Origin of the sequence: Alistipes indistinctus YIT 12060 (genome assembly GCF_025144995.1) — a bacterium.
GTDB classification, from domain to species: domain Bacteria; phylum Bacteroidota; class Bacteroidia; order Bacteroidales; family Rikenellaceae; genus Alistipes_A; species Alistipes_A indistinctus.
On sequence record NZ_CP102250.1, the window covers coordinates 801155 to 824209 of the forward strand.

The window sequence follows — 23055 nt, forward strand, 5'->3', positions numbered from 1 at the left end:
CAACACATAAAAGACGATTCAACAGAGCGTTTCGGTAGCGGAGGCAGGTAGGGACCGGGCCGTTTACAACTTGTTGCTGCCGAATTTCTGTTTGATCCAACGCGGGAAGATGATCGCACCCGCCACCAGGTAGGGATAGTACGTCACCAACCGCCACAGCACCGCGATCAACGTTGCCGCACCGAGCTGCATCGCCACTGGCACCTCGATCAGGTCGCGGCAGTAGGTCGAAAAGATGTATTCGGCGAATCCGCTGCCGCCGGGAGTAGGCATCACCAGCATCATGATCCACATCACCAGTTGCCGGGCAAAGAGCAGGAACTGGTCGCTGACCGAGAAGAAGGCCATAATCAGCGCATTGGCTACCAGATACCGCGAACTCCAGGACAGGAAAGTCGAAGAGCAGGCTTTCAACCAGAATTTCCATCCGGCGCGTTTGATTTCATGCGATGAAAGCACGATATCGGTCCCGACCCGCTCGACAGCCCGGTACCAACGGTGCAGCCAGCGCAATTTGAAAATTTTGAGCAGCATCCATTTCAATCCGCGCGGATTAACGAACAGCCCGTACGAAAGCACACAGACGAAAGCCAGCTTGAGAAAATAGCCGACCAGTGCGAAGGTCATCAGCCCGCGCGCGACGATTCCGGCATGTGCCGTAATGTCGAACAGCCGGTCGACACCGACGAGAAGCATCAGCAACGGGAACATGACGATGAAATAGATCTCGTCGAGAAACGAGGTCAGCATAACGATGGCCGAACTGCGGCCGAGACTGATGCCCTCCTTGTGCACGTAAATGATCGCCACGCTGGTACCTCCGACGGCAGAAGGGGTGATGGCCGATGTGAACTCCCAGAGCATGATAACCCGGAACGACTGCAGCCACGAGAGCTGTCCCCCGCTCAACACCCGGATGCGGATGATGTAGCCGATATCACGCCCGAACATGAAAAACACCGCGAGACAGAGCCATCCGACCGTCGCCCACGAGAAACGGATATCGGCGAACACTTCGGGATTGAAATCCCGCCAGAGCATCCATCCCACTACGGCCAGCCCGATCAGGATCGGATAGATCGCATTGCCGATCTTAATCTTGCCGAGCGGCCCTCCACCGGCCTGTTTCTGATTCGACATAGTGAGCAGTAGTAGGTAATTATGCTATCAATTTCCGATATTCGTTACTCTTCCCCGTGGTTTTATCCCTCTTGTCCGTTCCCTTCCGCATCCACGAACTTATACAATTTATCGCCCCTGTGGATCGGCGCAGGTACTTTAACCGAACAAAAAACACCCTGCGGCGCTTGCTGCACATTTTGTTCATCGACACGAATCTCCCCGGTCGGAAATTCCAGCACCCCGGTGGTCTCACCCACCAGGAAGGTCTCGTCGCCGACACGGAGCGGCGCGGCCTCGACCTGGATTTCAGCCACGCCGATACGTTTGAAATAGTTGGTGACTTTACCCACATACACTTTCCGTTTGGTCGCCGCTGAACCATATACCGCACTCCATTCGTCGATCCGGGCTCCCATGTAGTACCCTCCCCAGAATCCCCGGTTGAAAACGGTCGCCAGGCGCTCTTTCAATGCCCTCGCCCGCTCAGGGGTATAGCTTCCCGCCTCGATCATGCACAACGCCTCGTCATAACTCTCGACGACCCGTTTGACATATTCGGCAGAACGGGCGCGCCCCTCGATTTTCAGTACGCGCACGCCCGCTCCGAGAAACTTATCGAGGAAATCGATCGTGCACAAATCTTTCGGCGACATGATATAATGATTGTCGATCACCAGCTCGGTGCCGCTGTCGCGGTCGCGCACCTCGTACGAACGGCGGCAAAGCTGGCGGCAGGCACCCCGGTTGGCCGAACACCCTGTGTCGTGCAGGCTCAGGTAACATTTGCCCGATATAGCCATGCACAGGGCACCGTGCGCAAACATCTCGATCCGGACCGGTTCTCCTCCCGGACCGCAAATATTCCGCTCACGGATACCGTCGTAAATAGCCCGCACCTGCGGAATGGTCAACTCGCGTGCCAGCACCATCACATCTGCGAATTGGGCGTAAAAAGCGACCGATTCCAGATTCGACAGGTTCAACTGCGTAGAGATATGCACTTCAAGGCCGATCGACCGGGCATAAAGGATACCCGCCTGATCCGAAACGATCACGGCGGACACTCCCTCGGTCCTGGCCCGATCCATCGTCTGCCGCATGGCAGGCAGATCCGCGTCGTAAAGCAGCGTATTGACAGCCAGATACGTTTTAACGTTATGCCGACGGGCAATGGACACGATACGCGCGAGATCGTCCAATGTAAAATTCGCGGCCGAACGCGAGCGCATATTCAACTGCCCGACGCCGAAATAGACCGAATCGGCCCCGGCATCAATGGCGGCCCGCAACGACTCATACGAGCCGACCGGCGCCATAATCTCTATATCCTTGCGTTTGAAACTCATTTTCATCCATTCTCTGTTCCGCGGGAAGGGCTGAAGCCGTATACCGAAACAAGCCCGGCTCCCTCCGCTTTCCCTATCCATCCGGGGCAGCGGACAAACCGGTGAAACGTGCTATTTCCGCCGTCCTTGCAATTCGGCAGTCAGCTCCCGCAACGGCTTCAACCGGTCGGGAGCCACCTCGAGCGCATCGAGCGCCAGATTCGCATCGGCGAAATAGGCCGCCACGGCCTTTTCGGTCAGCTCTCGAATGCCGAGCCGGTCGTAAATCGCCCTGACCCGTGCTATTTTTTCTGCCGGAACGATTGTGCGGTCCGACAGCAGTTCCAGCAGACTGCGGCGTGCCGGTTCATCGGCCCGTGCAAGCGCATTGGTCAGCAGGAAGGTCTTCTTACCTTCGAGGATGTCCCCGCCCACCGGTTTGCCGAACTCATCCGAATCGGCATACGTATCGAGCAGGTCGTCCTGCAACTGGAAGGCGAGTCCGATACTGATCCCGTATTTATACAACAGGTCGGTCGCCATATCGCTCCCACCGCCGCAAATGGCGCCGAGCTTCAACGCGCCGGCCAGCAACACCGCCGTTTTCAGTTCGATCATGCGCAAATATTCCGCCACCGACACATCGGTTCTCTTCTCGAAATCCATGTCGTACTGCTGCCCCTCGCACACGCCGACAGCCACTTCATTAAAAACCGTCAACAACCGGGGCAGCGACTTTTCGTCACAACCGGCCAGCAACCGGTAGGCATAAATCAGCATCGCATCGCCCGAAAGGATAGCCGTATTATCGTTCCATTTCTTGTGCACCGAGGGCTTCCCGCGCCGCGTATCGGCATTATCCATGATGTCGTCGTGCAGCAACGTGAAGTTGTGAAACACTTCGACGGCGAGTGCAGCGGGTTTGGCTGCCGTGACCGCCTCTTGAAACAGGTTGCAGGCCATCAGCACGAGTGCGGGGCGGATACGCTTACCGCCCGCCCCGAGGGCGTAACGGATCGGTTCATACAGTCCCGCGGGCCGGGCCGGATAAGGCAACTGGGCGAGTTCCCGCTCGCTCATCGCAATCAGTTCGTGCAGCGAATACATACATTTGTCAGGTTATATCCCCGTCGGACGGGGGTTTGCAAAGTTAAAAAAAATAAACCGTTTCGGATTATTTCTATTGCCGGGCCCGATTTTTTTATTACTTTTGATTATCTGTTTAATAAAATAATTTAAAAACTACACATTGACTCAATCATGAAAAAAGTAGCTGTCGGCGTAGATATCGGGGGGACGAACTCCGTTTACGGATTGGTGGACGAAGCGGGTGAGATCATCTGCGAAGGGGCGTTCCCCACGCGCAATTACCCCGATTTCGATCAATATATCGAGGAACTCTACATCGGAATCCAGGACCTGCTCAAACGAGCCGGCGACGAAGTGGAGCTGGTGGGTATCGGTATCGGCGCCCCGAACGGCAACTACTATACCGGCACAATCGAGTTCGCACCAAACCTCGTCTGGAAGGGCGTGCTGAATATCGTCGAGAAGATGAAGCGCTTTTTCCCCACCGTTCCGGTCATCATCACCAACGACGCGAATGCGGCAGCCGTAGGTGAAATGGTCTACGGCGGTGCGAAGGGCATGAAAGATTTCCTGGTGGTCACCCTCGGTACCGGATTGGGCAGCGGTTTCGTCGCAAACGGCAAGCTGATCTACGGCCACGACGGATTCGCCGGCGAGCTGGGCCACGTAGTGGTCAACAAAACCGGACGCATCTGCGGTTGCGGACGCAAAGGATGTCTCGAAACCTACGCATCGGCCACCGGCATCAAGCGTACGGTGTTCAAGCTGCTTGCAGACCACACCGACGACAGCGAATTCCGCCGGGTTACCTACGACGACCTGACGGCAGAGATGATTACCAAGGCAGCCCTCAACGGCGACCCGATTGCAATCGAAGCTTACGAATACACCGGCAAACTGCTCGGTGAAGCGCTGGCCGACGCCGTAGCCATCACCAGCCCCGAGGCGATCTTCCTGTTCGGCGGCCTGGCCAAGGCGGGCAAGTATATCTTCGAACCGACCAAGAAATACATGGAACAAAACCTGTTGGCGATTTTCCGCAACAAGGTGAAACTGCTGCCTTCGGGCATCGACGGTAAAAACGCTGCGGTACTGGGTGCTTCGGCCCTCGTATGGCAGAGCCTTCAGGAAGCACAGGAGGCCAAGGAGAGAAAAGCGCGGGGTTGCTAACAGCGCTGCCCTTTTCCGTCACACAAGGCCGTCCGATGTGACGGCCTTGTTTTTGCAGGAGATACGTTCTGCGTCCGTTTTTACGTTATCCATAACGAAGACTCAAACGCAACACGATAAACCAAAATATAGCACGGCAAAACCAAACGATATGAAAAGCGTACAGCAATCGCTGCTCGAGCGCCGGACGATCCGCCGCTACGAGCGCATGAAAGTGGAACCCGAAAAGATGCAACAAATCTACGATGCGATCCGCAATACCCCGACCAGTTACAACGGCCAGCAATTCTCGGTGATCGCCGTAGACGACCAGCAACTCAAAGAGCAGTTGTACGAAATCACGAACCAGAAACAGATCAAGACCTGTTCGCACTTTCTGGTTTTCTGCATCGATTACCACAAACTGCGCGTGGCAGCCGGACTGCACGGCGAACAAACGCCTCCCTTCGAAAGCACCATTGACGGCTATACGGTGGGCGTGATCGACGCGTCCCTGGCCATGATGAGCGCCGTGACGGTGGCCGAATCGCTCGGACTCGGTTGCTGCTGCATCGGTTACACCCGCACGGCGGATCCGCGGCGAATCTCCGACCTGCTGCTGCTGCCCGAAGGGGTTTCGATCGTCTGCGGCCTGGCTATCGGCTATCCGCGTGAAATGCCCGACCTGAAACCGAAGCTGCCCCAACCGGCTGTCATCCACACGAACCACTATTCGGCCGACGAAGAGCTGAAGCCGCTGCTGGCCGAATACGACGAGCGTATCACCGAATACAACCGGACCCGTTCGGGCGACCAGACGACCAACGACTGGTCGGGGCACATCGCCGATTACCACCGCCATTCGATGGAGCACGGCATCGCCGGCTATCTCCGCGAGCAGATCGGATTAAAATCGGAATAAGGAAAGCTGGGAAAATCAGCCGTCTGGAAACGAGGATATAATACCTCCCCCCCCCGGTTTTAGTACCCTATCCTTCATCGTATGACGATCCGGACGATGCGAAAGATCAAAGGCATCGACTTTTACCGGTCGATGCCTTTCCCTTTTCTGCACTAAATATTTCGGGCCGATTTCGGCTCGGCGACTTTTCCTATTCCAAAGGACGCATACCCGCGTCTGGCGGGATACGTTTGCATTTACCGGCAAGGTGTTCGATGTCGAGCCGCAACACCACCGTCCGTCGAAACGACGCAGCGATATACTTCTCCCCTATTTCAGCATATTCGGGACTGTACTTGCGTATCAGCAGGCGCAGGGCGTGGAGCCGTTCCTCATCGGCACCCACGACGACAATCCGGCCGAACAAATGCACGCTTTCATAAGCAGTACTGAACTGGCGCGGAATCACCCGTGTCCGGTCCACGACGCAAAAACTCACGCGGTCATTTTCTCGGATCGCGTCGAGCTTTTCCCCTTCGGGCGCACAATGGAAATAGATCCTATCCCCGTCCGCAACATAACTCATCGGCAAGCCGTATCCGTACCCGCCGACGCCGCACATCGCCAGAAAACCGTATTCGCCCCGATCCAACAACTCCCTCGCTGCCGCCTCATCCCACACCCGGTCTTTGCGGCGGATCGCTCTGAATTTTTCCATTATACCGATTTTGGCCAAATATAACAATAGATCCCCGCAAAAGCAGGGATCTATCATCATTTAATTTCAGGTATTTTCCCGAAACGAAGTATTCTTGGAAAATCAATAATTCAGCTTGATCGATTTCACGAACAGTTCCGAATCCTCACCGCCCTCAAAACTGTCACCGTAGGCACTGGAAGAGAACACGATCGCAATTTTGTACTTTTTGCTGGCGTCGAATGCCTTTTTCACCTCGAAGGTTTTCGATTCGGTAGCGAAGGACGAAGATGCCGATTTTTCCAAAACGGCCCTTGCCGCAATCCTAGCGTCCGTCTTCAGGTTCGTTCCGTCAAGATAATCGGCTTCGTAATCCGAAACCTCGTAAATTACGACAGCGACAGAACCCTTATCGGTCTCACCCGGTTTCAGGACGTACAACGTACCATCCTCTTTATATTCGGGAGTAAACGAACCGTCTGCATTTTTGGTTCCTTTCGTTATATAATAATCGGTACCGGGCTGATACATCCAGTTCACATCGAACGATTTCGGGAAAGCGGTTTTCACGAACGGAAGGCCGAAACGGGTACTTTTCAAAGTATTGGTCATATCCACGTTGAAAGAACCAATGAACAATGTACCTGCGGTAACGGCCGGGATAAAGGTAATAAATGCATTGCCGCCCTTGGTCATCAGCGTACCTACCCGGGCAATATCAGTCCCGTTTTGGAGAACCGGCAGCGGTTTGAAGCTACCGTCCGGATAGGTCGGATACAGGCCCATTGACTCGTCAAAAAGATGAATCAGGTTCGCCGCTCCGTTGGAAGTTGCCCATCCTTTCGGCTCTTTGATCGGTGTACCGTCGAGATTCAGCGAGGTACCATCCACCCAGTCGTTGAACAGATATTCATCCTGAGCAACCGGCAGGACTGCCACCTTCAATATATACCTTTTGGTGTAATTGGGGTCTTGGGCCACCACGTTATAAGCGACATAATCGTCCTCGCCGAATTTCGAAAAGTCGATTTTATCGCCCTCCTTGATTTCAGCAGTTTGGCCGCCGATATTCGTTTCAATCGAAGCAAAGGTACAGCCTTCGCCCAACGTAGCCTTCGGTGCAATCTGCAGGTCTTCCGCCTTCGCATTGCTCAAAACAGTAAAGGTATTGGTCGAAATGGGTTTCGCAGGATCGAAATTCTTCACGATAGCAGGACTCTCCACTAACAGGCTTTCGAGTTTGGCCGTCGTATTTTCAGTCACAGCCGTACCGCTGAATCCAACGCCGATCTGCATCGACGCATCATCCACAAGGGCGATCTTCAGGCTCAAGGTTATCGTTTTATCTACGATAGTGCCTGTAACGTCGATCAAAGCTTTCATTGAAAGAGGGGCAGGTAGATTATAAGCATAGCCCACACTGTCGATCAGGGCCACAGAGCCTCGTTGGCTAACAACCAGGTTATTCAATTGGATCTGACTGATCTCCATGTCCAGAATCGACAAATTTTTGATCGTCAGTTTGGCCAGGGACTTATTCGAGGTGTATTTCGAACCCTTATCCAAATAAACACGCTGTTCCATGCCCGGAAAAGCATTGCCGTTCACATTGACTACCAGCTGACCTTTATAAGTGCTCTGCAATGAAGCGACATCCTCGATCGGTGCGGCTGGGATCTCGGTCAGTTTTACCGTAGCGGTCAATTTGCCTTCGGCATCGACCGTACCAGCGAATTCCACCGTGTATCCGGCCAGATCGCTGGTCTCAGTACCCGATATCTGGCTGACATAGGCTTTGGTCTCCACGGCACTGTACGTTACATCGTTAATCGTAAAGTCCTCGTTATTCGGCACCACATTTGTCAGGCGTACCTTGGTTTTGCCATCGCTTTGCAGCAACACGACCTCCGGATTGGCACCGGGAGTCCCGCCGGTAACGGTCAGCGCCAGGTTCTCGGCAGAATAACTGCCCAGAACATCTTCCACTACGGGTGGTTTTGGGGGTTCCGGATTATCATTCTTACAGGAAGAGAATCCGGCCAGAAGCAGGAGCGACATAGCCGCCGAAAAGAAAACCTTTTTCATGTTCAATTTTTGAAATTAATATTAAGTGTCGGTTGTATCAGTGCATACAATATAACAACAAACATCTCTCGACCAATAATTTGCAAAAGCAAACCAAATCGAAAGAATGTAATAAAATTTTTATCCCTTATATAACGATTTCAGCAAAGAAAAGTTACCTTTGCGAAGTAAGTATTTTCATATTTCCACCTAAACTGCAGATTATGCGAACGTTAACCATCCTGCTCGGAACCATGCTTTGCTTCGGTTTGAGTGGCTGCATCAAAAACGAACCTCTGAATACAGAGGCAGACATCGTCAAATGTATTTTGCCACCCGGAATTTTGAAGTCAGACCCCCTCATCACCAACAATACGGTGCTGCTGTTGATCCTGCCCGGTACGGCCGAAATCGACCACCTCGCACCGGAATTCGAACTGACTCCGGGGGCTACGATCAAACCCAAATCGGGAACGGTACGCGATTTCACCACGCCGCAGACCTACACGGTCACCTCAGAGGACGGACAATGGTCGAAGGTCTATACAGTTACCGTCTCCCAAGCGGATATTCCGACCGTATACGATTTCGAACACTGGCGGACCGCGAACAAATACGAAACGCCCTACGAAGTTTTGGAACCCGGGAACGAAGAGATAAACATCTGGGCATCAGGAAATGCCGGATTCGCAATCGCCGCGGGCAATGCCGCCCAACCCGACGATTTCCCGACCTTCTCCACGACCGACGCTTACCAGGGTAAACTGGCCGCACAGCTCGTCACGCGCTCGACCGGCAAATGGGGTGCACTCGCCGGCATGCCCATCGCAGCAGGCAACCTGTTCATCGGCACTTTCGACGGCAGCAGCGCCATGGCCGATCCGCTGGGGGCTACCCACTTCGGATTGCCTTTGGGCCAGAAACCGGTGCGTTTCCTGGGACACTACCGCTATATTTCGGGCGGCAATGTGACGGGCAAAGACGGCAAAGAGATCATCCCGGTACGGCGCGATATCGGACAAATCTATGCGATCCTCTACGAAACGGACGATAATGTACAGTATCTCGACGGCAGCAACATCACCACTTCGCCCAACATCGTCGCACGGGCCATGTTCACCGGAATCAAAGAGACGGAAGGAACCGGATACGAACTGTTCGACGTCACGTTCGTATACGAAAAACCTTACGATCCGGAGAAACAAAAGCACTTCCGGTACAACCTGGCCGTCGTTTTCGCCGCGAGCGAACGCGGAGCTTATTTCGAAGGCGCAGTGGGCAGCACGCTCTATATCGATGCCGTACAAGTAATCTGTGAATAATGAACCTTGAAAAACAGTATAAGATGAATTTCCGAAAAATAGGTTGCGCCGTTATTATGCTGACGCTGACCCTCAGCGCCGCCGCACAGTCCGAATCCGGCAAAAAATTCGAATACCGCATCAAAGCGGGTTTCAACATCGGCGGAACGCTGCCGATTCCGCTGCCGGCCGAAATTCGAAAAATCGAGTCCTACTCGCCCACGATGGCCTTTACGGTCGAGGGAAGCGTTCTGCGCTGGTTCACGCCGAAATGGGCGCTCACTACCGGCCTGCGCTTCGAAACCAAAGGCATGAATGCCGGAGCCAAGGTTAAGAACTACCAAATGACCCTCCTGATCGAAAACGGGGACAAGACCGGGGAGATGAGCGGGCGTTTCACCGGCCGGATCAAAACCCGTGTCCAGAACGAATACATCACGCTGCCGATCCTCGTTGTACGCGAGCTCTCCCCCCGCTGGGAGATCAAACTCGGCCCCTACATCGCCTACCGCATCGACGGCAGCTTTACCGGGTCGGCTTTCGACGGCTACATCCGCGACGGAGACCCGACCGGCACCAAAGTCGGCGTCGAATCGGCGACGTACGACTTCGGATACGGACTGCGCCATTTCAACTGGGGAGGCCAGTTCGGCGCCGAGTGGCAGGCATACCGCCACCTGTCGGTTTATGCCGACCTGACCTGTGCCGCGAACTCCATCTTCAAAAAAGATTTCCACAGCGTCAGCTTCGACATGTATAACCTGTATTTCACGATCGGTTTCGGCTACCGGTTCTGACTTTCACGACACCGACAAAAACCGGAGCTTCGCAAGCAAAGCTCCGGTTTTTCATTTAGCCAACACCGATAAATAAACCCGGCGATTACTCCCGGACGAAACGGACACGCACCCGGGTATATTCGCCCTCTTCGGAAACGATCTCCATAACAGCCCCGTAAGAAGAGAGAATGTTGGCAGAAAGGTTCAGTCCAATGCCGTGTCCCCGGTACTCCCGGGAATTGCGGGCACGGTAGAAAGATTGGAATACCTGGCCGATCTCGTCCTTCGGAATGCCAATTCCGGAATCCAGTACCTCGACAACAGTTTGCCCGTTCTCCCGCCCCAGGTTAATCGCCACATTGCCCTGCGAATATTTACAGGCATTTTCGATAATATTCCCCAGCGCCACCCCCAGCAGATAGGGGTCAGCCACAACCGGAAACGTATCCCCACCCGGATCGACCGTCAAGATCAGACGGGGATTTTCCCCACACTGCCGGACGAGCCATTCGGTTAAAGAAACGGCCTCCATCGTATTTTGCCGGAGTTGCCGGTTTTGCCGGGAAAGCATCAATAACGCCTTGGTCAGGTCTCCAAGCCGCCTGCTCTCGGTGGAAATCCGTTCCAGCGCCGCAACATATTCTTCGGGCGGGCGGGATCTCATCAACATGATTTCACATTCGCCCTGGATCGCCGTAACCGGATTATTCAGCTCATGCGAAGCATTCGAAACAAACGACTTTTCAGCACTGAGCGCCGCATCGACCCGATCGAGCATCCCGTTAAGCGAACGGGTCAGGTCATCCAGTTCGTCACCGTTGCCGGTCGGCCGGAACCTTACTCGCAGATCGTTTCCCGTAATCCGTTTCAGTTTTTTCAATATCTTTTGCAAAGGGGCCAATATCCGGTCGGAATAGACCTTGCCGGCGATATAAGTTACGACCACCGCCACCAGCAACAGCAATAACATGAGCCAAGATACCTGCTGCCGGACCTGTTGTCCGTAATCGTTCTCGGCAAAAATAAGCAGGATGAAATTCCCCTCGTTATCCGGATAGAAAAGCGCGACACCCAGTTGCTGCCCGTGCCGGAACCGGACGGGTTCCCGCATTTTCAGCCGACCGACTTGGGCCTCGGTAAGATAATGTCTGAGCGAATCGCTGTGAAAGCCTGTCGAATCGGCATTGAAGATGACCTCCCGGGTAGTGGGCAACAATTCATTATAGCGTTTTTGGATCAGGGCGTAATCCTGAGCGTTCACCTCATCCCGCTCCCAATGTTTGCCGGCTGTCACCAACGCCTTTTCAGCGAGGTAAGAATAATAGACATTGTCGATATACCGCGAAGTATAAAAATAAAACACCACAACGAGCGCTCCGGTAATCCCCAGCGTGACCCACATGTAATAAAACGCTATCCTGCGACCTATTTTCATTTCGCCTGCATCATATAACCGATTCCGACCACCGTGTGAATCAATCTCCGGGCCGGATCCCGATCGACTTTGCCCCGCAGGTAATTCACGTAAACATCCACGACATTCGTATTGGTTTCAAAATCCCGTTCCCAGACATTCTTCAGGAGCACCTGCCGTGAAAGGGCTGCCCCCTGGTTCTGCATCAAAAACTCCAACAGACGGAACTCTTTTTCGGTCAGATCGACTTCTTCTGTTCCCCGGCGGGCGCGGCGGCTGGCATAATTGAGTTCCAGGTCGCCGCAGGCAAGCAATGGCGCAACAACAGCTGTCTCTGTGCCCGGTCGTCGCAACAGAGCCTTGATCCGCGCATTCAATTCCGCAAAACTGAACGGCTTGACCAGATAATCGTCCGCTCCGGCCTCCAGACCCCTGACGATATCTTCAGTGGTACCCAACGCGGTCAACATCAGGACAGGCACGGCATAACCGTAATATTGCCGGAAACGCCGGCACAAGTCCAGGCCGCTTATCTTCGGCATCATAATATCCATGACCAGCAGATCGAAACGCTCCTGCGCAATCCGTTCCCAAGCCGACGCACCGTCCCCGGCCGTAGTGACCGCATGTCCGAATTCGGTCAGTCCGCGCCCGATAAAAGAGCGGATATTGGCTTCATCCTCCACCAGCAGTATTTTGGCCATATAACCCCGTTTGAGACAAAGATACTATTTTACACTTTCCGCCCGCGAAGTTTTCCCTCTTTCGTGTAGAATACCCGGCTGTAAACGGCCTCCGCGATCAAAGGAAAGACGAACAGCGTGAAGAAGGTAGCGGCTACCAGGCCGCCGATAATGACGATAGCCAGCGGACGCTGCGATTCGGAACCTATACCGTGCGAAAGGGCTGCCGGAACCAAACCGATGGCAGCCATCGAAGCGGTCATAATCACGGCTCGCATCCGGGAACGGACGCCCGTTGCTATCGCCTCCTGCAACGGCAATTCTTGGCGGATATTCTGCTTGAAATCCATCAACATGATCACACCGTTTTGGATACAGATTCCGAACAGCGCAATGAAGCCGATACCCGCCGAAATCGAGAAATTGAATCCAGTCATCAACAGCGCCGCTATACCGCCTACCGCCGCGAACGGCACGTTGAACAGTACCAATCCTGCATCCCGCGCATTACCGAACAGCATAAACAGGATGATAAAGATAATGGCGATGCTGACCGGAACTACCTGCCCGAGCCGTTTGGACGCACGCTGCTGGTTCTCGAAATCGCCCGTCCATTTGAGCGTATAGCCTGCCGGAATGACCACCTGCTCCTTTACCTTACGCTGCGCTTCGGCGATAGCGCTGCCCATGTCACGCCCCCGCACGGAAAGCTTCACGGCACAGAAACGGGCATGATTATCCCGAAAAATAAGTAACGGGCCCGTGATCGTACGGATTTCGGCCAGCTCTTTGATCGGGACCATCGTCCCGGACGCAGACGGTACGAGTATTTTGCCGATCTCCTGTTCGCCCCGGCGGAACTCTTCGTCGTATCGGACTACGATGTCAAATTTTCGTTCATCCTCGTACAATTGCGAGGCAGCCTTGCCGCCGATAGCCATTGCGATGATCGACTGTACATGCTCCTTCTCCACCCCGTAACGGGCGAGCTTCCCTTCGTCCAACTCAATCCGCAATTCCGGTTGTCCGATGTTGCGGATCACACCGAGGTCCTCGATTCCGTCTATGGTTTTCAGTACGTCGTAAATATCATCCGCCGTCTTTTCCGACTGATAGAGGTCATGCCCGAAGACTTTCACGGCAATCGACCCCTTGACTCCCGAAGCAGCCTCTTCCACATTGTCGGTGATCGGTTGGGAAAAATTGAAATCCACCCCCGGATAGATAGAGAGATCCTGTTGCATCTTTTCGATCAGCCGAGCTTTGGTCAGCTTGCTCTTCCACTGTTTTTCCGGATAGATGTCCACATGGAACTCGTTGTTGAAAAAACCCGTTGCATCGGTTCCATCGTTGGGACGACCCGATTGCGACATTACCTGGCGCACTTCGGGATAGGCCAGTAATTTGCGCCGGATTTGGGAAGCAAGCCGCACCGACTCTTCGAGCGAAATGCTCGATGGCAAAGTCGCCCGGATATAAATCGCCCCCTCGTTAAGTTGCGGAAGGAATTCTGTCCCCAACCTGGGAAATGCCCCCAAACCCACCAGAATAACAATTGCGGCGAAGGCGAGCGTCGTTTTCGCATGCGCATGGCACTTGCGAAAAAGAGACATCACATGACGAGCGATGAAATCTAAAAAACGATTTTTCTTCTCCCGTACATTTTTATTGAGCAACATGCTCGACAGAACCGGCACGAGTGTCAGCGTAAAAGCCAACGCGCCGAGCAGTGCGAATCCGAGTGTATAGGCCAGCGGAGAGAACATTTTACCTTCGACCTTCTGGAAGGCGAAGATCGGCAACAAAGCTGTAATAATAATCAGTTTGGAAAAAAAGACCGCCTTGGCCCTATCCTTCGCCGTCTGGCGGATCAACCCCAGTTTACTCATTTTATTGAAGGCCGGCATCCCGACCTGTCGGGCCTTCTGATCCAATGCGACAAACAGGCCCTCGACCATCACTACTGCTCCGTCGATGATGATACCGAAATCGATCGCGCCCATCGAAAGCAGGTTGGCCGACATTCCCATCAACCGCAGGCAGATGAAAGCAAACAATAGTGCGAGCGGAATGATGATCGAAACGATCAGCGTCGTCCGCCAGTCGGCCATGAACAGCAACACGATACAGGTAACGAAAAAAATACCTTCCAGCAAGTTGCGGGTCACCGTATGCACGGCCAGATCGACCAGGTCTTCACGGTCGTAAAACGGTACAATCTCAACGTCCGCCGGAAGTATTTGTTCGTTCAGGTACGCGATCTTGTCCTTCAGCGCTGTAATCACTTCTCCGGGATTCTCCCCTTTGCGCATCACGACGATGCCTTCCACCACATCGTCCTCCAACCCGCGCCCCACCTGTCCCAAACGCGGCAAATGCGACTCGTGCACATCCGCAAGGTTCTTCACCAAAATCGGAGTCCCGTCGATATTTTTCACCACGATATTACCGATCTCCCCGGTATCGTTAATCAGACCGATACCGCGCACGACGTACGCCTGCGCGTTTTTCGTGATTACATCGCCGCCCACGTTGATATTACTCTTCGAAATGGCATCGAACAACTCGAGCGACGTGATGCCATAACTGGCCAACTGATGCGGGTTTACGCTCACTTCGAACGTTTTTACCTCACCGCCGAAACTGACGATATCGGCCACACCGGGTACCGAACGCAAGTTACGGTCGATCACCCAGTCCTGAACGGTCTTCAACTCCCGCACATCGCGCTTATCGCTGCGCAACGTATAACGGTAAATCTCCCCCGTAGGACCATAGATCGGTTGTACTTCCGGGGTCACACCATCCGGGAGGTCGGCATCGTTAAGCAGGTTATACACCTGCTGGCGCGCGGTAAAATCATCCACCCGGTCTTCGAAAACAATGTTCACTACCGAAAGCCCGAACAGCGTCGTGGAACGGATATCCGTCTTATTCGGGACAGGATTCATCGCGATCTCGACCGGGATGGTCACGAACTTCTCCACCTCCTCCGCACTGCGGCCGGGCCATTGCGTAATGACGGTAACCTTCGTATTGGAAACATCCGGGAAAGCATCAACCGGGGTATGCATGAAACTGACCGCTCCGGCGACAACGGCGATCGCCGTCAGGAAAAAGATAAAAAACCGATTCTTGAGCGAAAAAGAGATAATGTTGTCGATAAACTTGTGCATCCCGATCTATTTTAGCTGGTTGTACACAAGAAGGGCATTCCGTCCGATCACCGTTTCCCCGGCCTTCACCCCGCCGCTGAGGTAACACTCCCGGGGAGTCTGTCCGCGCAATTCGACCGGCCGGATCTGCAAAGATCCATCCTCGCCCGCGACAACGACATAGTGCCTGCCCCCTTCGAAAATCAAGGCCTCGGCCGGGACTGTCGGATAGCGCCTGTCCCCGTTATCGGTACGCACGTAAACGGTAGCGAACATGCCCGGTTTGAGCCGGTATTCCCGGTTGGCAAGTTTGACCCGCAGATCCATCGTCTTGCTTTCGGCATCCAACATATTGTAAACCTTGTCGATTTCGCCGGTAAACTCCGTATCCGGGTATGAAAGAATAGAAATGCGTACCGGCTGGCCCACTCCGACCGAACGGATATCGCTCTGGTACACTTCGGCGACGACCCATACATCCTCCAGTCCGCACACCCGAAACGCATCCTCTCCATCAGCCCGTACCTGCATATTGCGGCTGATGTTGCGTTCGGCAACAAACCCCGAGACAGGAGCCACGAGTCGGTAACTCGCCCCCTCCACATGATTCAGCGTCCTGAATTCTTTTGCACGCGACAGTTCCGCCTGCGCCGTATTGTACCGCTGCCGCGCTTCGAGCCGATCCTTCTCCGAAGCCAGTCCCGAAGCATACATCTCTTCGACTGTACGCTGGTTGCGTTCGGCAACGGCCAATCCCTGTACAGCATCCACGTACTGTTTTTCAGCCTCCGCCGCCTCGCCGCTTCGGATCACAGCAAGCGTTTCTCCCTTGCGAACATAATCGCCCAGTTCAGGGACGACCTCTTCGACAACACCGGCAAAAGGCACCGGAACAGGCGCAATCCGATCCTGGTCGAATGCCACCTTTCCATTGAGCAAGAGCTCGCTGGTTCGTTCCCTAATCTGGACCGTATCCACGGTTACTAGCTTCCTCAAGCTGTCCGTAAGCGTAAGCGGTACCGTTCCGCTGACGGTTTCCCTCTGACGGGTCCAGCATCCTGTCAACGACAGGATTGCAACGATCAAAACGGAATATTTATTCTTATTCTTCATTTTTTCAGCGTTAGTATGTCCATATCGCAGTTCCAGCCACCGTCCGGAGTTCATCGGCCGCAGCAAGCACCGCATGTTTGAGATCATAGAGCCGAAGGGCGCTCTCCTTATAACTTTCATAGTAATCGACAAACTCGAGCACGCTGATGTTGCGATTGGTAAAATTCTTCTCCACCTCGGCAATCAGCCGGTCGAAATCCTCCTCCAGCCCTCCTGGGGTTTCCCGATAGAGGCGCAAACTATTCTGGAAACGGATATAAGCGGCTTGCAATTCCGTTTGCGCCTGATTGCGGAGAAATTCTTTCTGCGTGTTGCTCTGCCGGATATCGAATCGCGCCGAACGGATATTTCCCTGATTCCGGTTGAAGATCGGAATGGAAACGGACGCCGTCAGTCCGAAATAGTTATCGATAAAATTGCCCTGGCGGTCGAATGTACCGCCCAGTGAAAACGAAGGAGCCGCCAGTGACCTCTGCAATTTCAAATTAGCCTCGGAGCGCAACACCTGCGACTCGGAGGCTTTCAGGTCCGGACGCTGGTTCAAAGAAGATTCCAGCCGATCCAGCATCACCGGCTGAGAAGCGATCCTGTCCAACGTTTCGTTCGGAAGTTCCGTTTCGATATTCGTTCCGGACGGCACCCCCATCAACAGGCACAATTCGCCGAGGCCATCAGCCAAATCGTTCTGTAACTGCATCCGCTCGCTGCGCAGGTTCAACAGAAAAGCCTCGAGCCGGGTCCTCTCCATCAACGAGATATTCCCCCGGGCCTGTTGGCCGGCCATTACAGTCAACAGGTGTTCCAACGAGGCGACTTCCCTGTCGTATACGCCCAACGATTTTTGCAGAAAAAAAACAGAGATAAACCGTTGCCTCAACTCGCCGGCAAGGGTGCGAACGACATCTTCGAACTGCCGCGAAACGACCTCTTTATTCAGGCCGGCGACCTTTACCGCCTTACCCCGCTGGCCGGCCAGGTTGATCACCTGTTCGATCGAAACGATCGCTTCGCCCTGTGCCCCGACATCGAAATATTTTTTATTGAGCCGGTTGTAGATATTCTGTTCAAGGGAGAGCACCGGATTCTCCAACAGGCGTGCCTGTACAATCTCAGCCTCGGCTTTGTCCACATTGTAGTGTTCCGCTATCAGCAACAAGTTATTTTGCAGGAAAAGCCGCTCCGCTTCCGCCTGCGAAACCACCAACTTACCGGGGAGATTTCCGGCCAACAGGACGACAGGGTTCAACAAAACGGGACTCAATAATAGGTAAAGACGGAATGATACTTTCTTGCCCATGCGAATTCTTTTCGGCAAAAATAGACCGTGACTGCTATTACGTCGCCATAGAACCGATTATAATCATCTCAGTAAAGATTAAAATATTATTAGAATAAGCTGCCCCTGAGACAAAATATCCGAAGGTACCGGAACAAAACAGGCCGTTCCCGGAAAAATCGGTTGATTTTCCGGGAACGGCCACTGCCTTTTACCGGCCTTTGCCGGATTATGCCTACATTATTTGTATTTGTTGACGACCTTCCAAAAGTCCGCCTTGTCTTTTTCGGTAAAGTCGCCGTAACGGAAAAACTCCACCTTGCGGTCCTTGTTCACGAAAATAATGACAAACAGGTTGTTGACATCGCCCATACCCCATGCATCGCGCAGCGAACAATCGACATCGGTGTACATCGCGGCACCGGTTTTTTTCTGTTTCGAGCGCATCATACTGCGAACCACTCCGTTAGGCAATAAGGGAGCATCTTTCAGGTTAACGATTCCGTAAGCCTGGATTTTGTCTCCCCCGATTTGGTGCTCCTCGAGGTATGCGATAAAATCGCTGTTCTGGCCCGCATGGTCGGGATCGACGTAAAAAAGCAGCAGCGGAGCCTTACCCAAATACGGCAGGTCGATCGGCTGGTTCTGCAAGTCGCGGATTTTCACATGCGGCACTGTTTTGCCTTCGATGTTATTCGGCCCCTTCGCATAAGCTCCGACGCCGAATAGCAATGCAGCGGCAAAAATTAAACTTCGTTTCATAATCACACATTATTGAATTGATATCTTGGAATCACTGGGTTTCCTTCATTTTTCCGCTTTCCCGCAACCGTACGCTTTCCCATCGACAGGAATCGGATCACCGGAAACGATGCCATGTGCTGCGAGCAACCGCACAGTTTCGTTCCACAGCCATCCGCGCAGGGGATGTCCGTACACCGCACGGGGAATCCTGCGGCCCTGTTCCCCACGCCACAGTTCACCGGTAACTTGCGCCGTCAAAGGCGACGAAGCCAACAACAATGCCGTTGCCGCTCCCTGCCGCGGGGTTTTGACCAACGGACGGAACAGTTTATCGGCCAACGGATCGAACCAGCGGCCCATTGTCAGCATGCCGGTATCGACCACGCCCGGATCGGCCGCATTAACCCGTATTCCCCGTCGGGCCATGCGCGAAGCCAGTTCCAGCGTAAACAACAACAACGCCAGTTTGGAACTTCCATAGGAGGAAAAACGCCGAAAGCGGTGCGGATCGGGCTGCAACAATTCCTTACCGACCCGGCCGATACGGTATGTACACGACACCGTATTGACAATCCGGCTCCCCTCGTCCATCAACGGCAACAAGCCGAACGCCAACGCAGCTGCACCCACATAATTGACCGCAAGATCTTCTTCCAGCCCGTCTTCCGTCAGCCGGAAGCCCCCGTTCATCACCCCGGCATTATTCAGCAGTACCGCGACCTGCATCTTCTCCGAACGCAACCGCCCGGTAAAACGACGTACAGAGTCCAGCGAGGCCAGATCCAACGGGTAAAGGACCACGCGGCGGTTGCCGCTGCGCACCATCACCGCCTGTTGCACAGGTCGGGCCTTCTCCAGGTTCCTGCAGGCCATCACGACCGGATACCCCTCCTTCGCCAACTGCTCGGTCAGTACGGCGCCGATCCCGCCCGATGCCCCCGTTACCACGACCCAACCTTTCGCTGCGGAATCCTGCGGTTCGTCCCGCCCGCAGGACATGCTCCCGGAACCTATCCTGTTACACACCGCAGCATCACTCCCTACCAGATTCTCCGGTGTACTCCCCTGTTTGCCGTCCGGTACCACGTCAACGGCCATAGCGGTAAAGTTTGGTATGTTCCTTAATGTAGTAAATGAGTTGTACAGGCAGCAGGTACAACGCCAGTACAAAAAAACGGTTCACCGCTCCCGGAAGGATATAGTCACGCCGTGCAAACATAGCCCGCAATCCCTTACGGGCAAGCCGTTCGGGTTTCATCATCACTCCGAGCCGCAGGGCAAGCCGTTGGTAATAATCGCTAAGGTTGTACAATCCCGTCGCTATCGCACCGGGACATACGGTCGTCACGCCGACCCCGTATTGATGCAGTTCGTAGCGCAGCATCTGCGAAAACTTCCGGATATAACTTTTGCTGGCCGCATAGACCGAGATTCCGGGCGCCGGGGTCCAGGCCGACAACGATGACATATTCAGGATATACCCCGCACGGCGGCGTTTCATCGCCGCGCCGAAATAGCGGCACAGCAGCGTCACGGTCCGGATGTGCAGCAGAAGCATCGTCTCGATCCGTTCGGGAGTCACCTCGGTCAGGTCGTCGAAAAAGAAAATACCGGCATTGTTCACAAGTATCCCAATCTGCAACTTCTCCCTTTCGCAATAATCGTACAGTTCCCGGGCCGCTTCGGAGCGGGCCAGATCCATGCACAACGGGATCGTTTTCACGCCGAAAGCCGCAGCCAACTCTTCGGCCACCGTCCCGATCCGCTCCTGTTCGTTGCTGACCAACAACAAGTCGTAACCGCGACGGGCCAACTCACGGGCATAGGCCAGCCCGATACCGGAACTGGCTCCGGTAACCAACGCCATTGCCCCTTCCTTTTGCAGTTGTTCGTTCATCCGCTTATACATCTTCTCTCAACACTAAATCCGTCTTTTCGGATCACACCCGGCATTTCGTCCTTTCGACTTCCGCCGACCTTCTCCGGCCAGTGGTCATTGCCACGCCTCGCGGTCGAGCCGCTCCACCTCCCGGCGTACCGGACAGGGCAAGTCGTGCAAATGCTTATGGCAAGCCATTTCGATCGAATACATCCGTGCGATGCAATAATTAGCATGCGTACAAGCGCAGCGTTCCTCTCCTTCGTTTTTCATCCGGTTGACAAAATCGGGTTCGTTAATCAGCGCCCGGGCCATCGCCACGCAATCGAATCCGGCATCGAGCACTTCGTCTATCTTTGTCCGCGACACCAAACCTCCGACATACACCAACGGCAGCTTCACCGCCTCGCGGAAATGACGCGCATCGTCCAGGAAATAAGCCTCGCGAAACGGTACCGACGGAATCATCATCCTGCCGAACATTCCCACCCCCAGTTTAAGCCACCACTGCGTCATATAATGCGTCAACGTACGGATCGGCATACTGCCGCGCATCACATACATCGGCGCGCGGCTCACAAATCCGCCGCTCAACACCAACGCATGCGCGCCGCAGCGCTCCAGTTCGCGGGCAACTTCGAGGCACTCCCCGATCTCCATTCCACCACGAAACCCGTCACGCATATTGGTTTTCACCACTACGGCCATATCATCCCCGGCCGCACGCATCACCTCGTCCATACACATACGCATGAACCGCATCCGGTTCCCGAGCGAACCGCCGTACTCATCCCTGCGCCGGTTCGTATACGGCGAGAGAAACTGACTGATCAGGTAGCCATGCCCGGCATGCACCTCGACAGCATCGAAACCGGCTTCGCGCGCCAGCCGCACCGCGTCGCCGAAGGCTTTGGCCTTTTCGGTGATTTCATCGCGGCGCAGTCCGCGTACCAGCGTCGGCGAGTAAATATTGACCCCCGAAGAGGCTGAAACCGGTCTGCAGCCGCAGATAGCGCGGTGCGACATGTTACCGCAATGACCGATCTGGATCGATGCGGCTGCTCCTTCGCTATGTATCGCATCGGTAATGCGCCTGAGCCCCGGCACCACCTCCGGGCGTAGCCACAGCTGGTGCGGAAACGAAAGCCCGTCGCGCGTCACGGATGCATACGCGAGCGTAGTCATGCCGATACCGCCGCGCGCCACGCTTCGGTGATAATCGTACAACAGATCGGTAGGAGCGTTGCCGGAACACATGCCCTCGAACGCAGCGGCCCGGATGGTCCGGTTGCGCAATGTCAACGGTCCGATCTTCACGGGAGTAAATAGTTGGGATTCTTTCATATTCGGGTCAGCAATCCTATTTTTGCTTACTGTCTAATCTGTAACAAACATCTTATCCATTCGAACAGGCGGTCAATCCATCGGCCGGTTTCAATGACAAACCCATTCTCAATAGATGAACGGAATGACCCGTTTTAACCGCGCACGGCGGAACTCATCGCCGAACATCTCTCCATAACGATGGTAAATGGCATCGGCACGGGGTACCAGATTCGCGAAGGTCCACAGTGCGAACACCGCACCGGCGGCAGACCAGGTCAGCACGGCAAAACCGGTCCACTCGATGATTTCCCCGAAATAATTGGCCGACGACACGTAACGGAACATCCCGCCCCGCGGCAGGTAATGGCCCGTATCGCCAGGCTGGCGCAAATGTCGGATAATCCGGTCGGAATGGATATTGATACCCATCCCGAGAAAAAACAACGAGGCACCGGCAATAAACTGCGGTGAGAGCAGCCACTGGGACGTATACATCCCTTCGGGCGCCAGATAGAAAATCCAGCACCCCTGCATACAGGCATTCAGCAGGTTGAACACCACCCCCATCACAATAATGCCGAGCGGCATCTTGCTTTGCCCTTTCAACAGCAACGGATAAATAAACGCACGGTTGAGATAATGAAGTTGGAACAGGCCGAAAAAGACCAATGGAGTCGCTTCAAAACGGCGCGACGAGCAAAACCAGAACAGGCACATCGCAATGAAAACCGGCGACTCCATCAGGAACCACCCCAATCGGTTCCCGATCTTCGGGCCCCAGCGTCCGTCCCTCAGCAGCCCGTAACCGGCCTTCACATGATAAAGCGCGACAAACACCACGACAGCCAATGCCGCCATGCCCCATAAAAACCACTCGTATGCCTGTAACATCCGATTTCTCCTGATTCGTTCCCTGTCAACAGTTTCCGGCAACGATCCGCGTCCAGTCCCAATGCCGTATCAGCCTCTTTCCCGAGTACATCAACGGCTGAATTTCGTCCGAAACGACATTTCGGCGCAGACCCCTTCCAAAATCAG

The 23055-nt window shown here is 54.3% G+C and carries 19 protein-coding genes; 4 read left to right on the top strand and 15 right to left on the bottom strand.

The features are described 5' to 3' along the window. Window positions 1-63 precede the first annotated feature (63 nt). The 3 genes from NQ495_RS03595 to NQ495_RS03605 all read right to left on the bottom strand — a co-directional run bounded on the left by NQ495_RS03595 (window position 64) and on the right by NQ495_RS03605 (window position 3554). The gene (locus NQ495_RS03595; RefSeq protein WP_009134324.1) at window positions 64-1140 is read right to left on the bottom strand and encodes a lysylphosphatidylglycerol synthase transmembrane domain-containing protein; all 1077 of its coding nucleotides are present in this window, start codon (window positions 1138-1140) and stop codon (window positions 64-66) included. Between the two features lie 62 nt (window positions 1141-1202). Then, on the bottom strand, window positions 1203-2468 hold the full coding sequence (locus NQ495_RS03600) for a peptidase U32 family protein (protein WP_009134323.1): 1266 nt from the start codon (window positions 2466-2468) through the stop codon (window positions 1203-1205). A gap of 111 nt (window positions 2469-2579) precedes the next feature. Continuing rightward, a complete protein-coding gene (locus NQ495_RS03605) occupies window positions 2580-3554 on the bottom strand; it encodes a polyprenyl synthetase family protein (protein ID WP_009134322.1) in 975 nt (324 codons plus the stop codon). A 153-nt stretch (window positions 3555-3707) separates the two neighbouring features. Between NQ495_RS03605 and NQ495_RS03610 the strand changes: the two genes are divergently transcribed. Both NQ495_RS03610 and NQ495_RS03615 read left to right on the top strand, forming a co-directional pair. After that, window positions 3708-4706, top strand: coding sequence for an ROK family protein (locus NQ495_RS03610; protein ID WP_009134321.1), 999 nt, complete (start codon window positions 3708-3710; stop codon window positions 4704-4706). A gap of 151 nt (window positions 4707-4857) precedes the next feature. Beyond that, window positions 4858-5607 carry a nitroreductase family protein gene (locus tag NQ495_RS03615; protein ID WP_009134320.1) on the top strand — a complete coding sequence of 250 codons (750 nt, stop codon included), beginning with the start codon at window positions 4858-4860 and terminating at the stop codon, window positions 5605-5607. 190 nt (window positions 5608-5797) lie between these two features. On the opposite strand, the gene NQ495_RS03620 is transcribed toward NQ495_RS03615, so the two are convergent. Beyond that, window positions 5798-6304: a pyridoxamine 5'-phosphate oxidase family protein gene (locus NQ495_RS03620; RefSeq protein WP_040294536.1), complete on the bottom strand. Its 507-nt coding sequence runs from the start codon at window positions 6302-6304 to the stop codon at window positions 5798-5800. A gap of 102 nt (window positions 6305-6406) precedes the next feature. Next, on the bottom strand, window positions 6407-8269 hold the full coding sequence (locus NQ495_RS03625) for a PCMD domain-containing protein (RefSeq protein WP_187118324.1): 1863 nt from the start codon (window positions 8267-8269) through the stop codon (window positions 6407-6409). A gap of 422 nt (window positions 8270-8691) precedes the next feature. On the opposite strand from NQ495_RS03625, the gene NQ495_RS03630 reads away from it, so the two are divergent. Continuing rightward, a complete protein-coding gene (locus NQ495_RS03630; protein WP_232208913.1) occupies window positions 8692-9669 on the top strand; it encodes a PCMD domain-containing protein in 978 nt (325 codons plus the stop codon). Window positions 9670-9692: 23 nt separating this feature from the next. Then, window positions 9693-10445: a porin family protein gene (locus NQ495_RS03635; protein WP_009134316.1), complete on the top strand. Its 753-nt coding sequence runs from the start codon at window positions 9693-9695 to the stop codon at window positions 10443-10445. Between the two features lie 85 nt (window positions 10446-10530). Here the strand turns inward: NQ495_RS03635 and NQ495_RS03640 are convergent, their stop codons facing one another. The 10 genes from NQ495_RS03640 to NQ495_RS03685 all read right to left on the bottom strand — a co-directional run bounded on the left by NQ495_RS03640 (window position 10531) and on the right by NQ495_RS03685 (window position 22908). Continuing rightward, window positions 10531-11862, bottom strand: coding sequence for a sensor histidine kinase (locus tag NQ495_RS03640; RefSeq protein WP_009134315.1), 1332 nt, complete (start codon window positions 11860-11862; stop codon window positions 10531-10533). After that, window positions 11859-12545 (bottom strand): response regulator transcription factor, encoded by a 687-nt coding sequence (locus NQ495_RS03645; RefSeq protein WP_009134314.1) that lies wholly within the window; start codon window positions 12543-12545, stop codon window positions 11859-11861. The genes NQ495_RS03640 and NQ495_RS03645 overlap by 4 nt, the downstream gene beginning before the upstream one ends. A gap of 29 nt (window positions 12546-12574) precedes the next feature. Beyond that, window positions 12575-15700, bottom strand: coding sequence for an efflux RND transporter permease subunit (locus NQ495_RS03650; protein ID WP_009134313.1), 3126 nt, complete (start codon window positions 15698-15700; stop codon window positions 12575-12577). A gap of 6 nt (window positions 15701-15706) precedes the next feature. After that, entirely contained in the window at window positions 15707-16792 is a 1086-nt protein-coding gene (locus NQ495_RS03655) for an efflux RND transporter periplasmic adaptor subunit (RefSeq protein WP_009134312.1), read from the bottom strand. Between the two features lie 10 nt (window positions 16793-16802). Next, a complete protein-coding gene (locus NQ495_RS03660) occupies window positions 16803-18089 on the bottom strand; it encodes a TolC family protein (RefSeq protein WP_009134311.1) in 1287 nt (428 codons plus the stop codon). Window positions 18090-18308: 219 nt separating this feature from the next. Then, window positions 18309-18830, bottom strand: a complete 522-nt coding sequence (locus tag NQ495_RS03665) for a YtfJ family protein (RefSeq protein ID WP_009134310.1) — start codon at window positions 18828-18830, stop codon at window positions 18309-18311. Window positions 18831-18875: 45 nt separating this feature from the next. Continuing rightward, window positions 18876-19910 (bottom strand): SDR family NAD(P)-dependent oxidoreductase, encoded by a 1035-nt coding sequence (locus tag NQ495_RS03670; protein ID WP_009134309.1) that lies wholly within the window; start codon window positions 19908-19910, stop codon window positions 18876-18878. Further along, window positions 19900-20709 carry an SDR family NAD(P)-dependent oxidoreductase gene (locus NQ495_RS03675; protein WP_040294681.1) on the bottom strand — a complete coding sequence of 270 codons (810 nt, stop codon included), beginning with the start codon at window positions 20707-20709 and terminating at the stop codon, window positions 19900-19902. The genes NQ495_RS03670 and NQ495_RS03675 overlap by 11 nt, the downstream gene beginning before the upstream one ends. Window positions 20710-20805: 96 nt before the next feature. After that, window positions 20806-22035: an NADH:flavin oxidoreductase gene (locus NQ495_RS03680; protein ID WP_009134307.1), complete on the bottom strand. Its 1230-nt coding sequence runs from the start codon at window positions 22033-22035 to the stop codon at window positions 20806-20808. A 108-nt stretch (window positions 22036-22143) separates the two neighbouring features. Beyond that, complete coding sequence (locus NQ495_RS03685; RefSeq protein WP_009134306.1) at window positions 22144-22908, bottom strand: DUF1295 domain-containing protein; 765 nt, start codon at window positions 22906-22908, stop codon at window positions 22144-22146. Window positions 22909-23055: the final 147 nt, after the last annotated feature.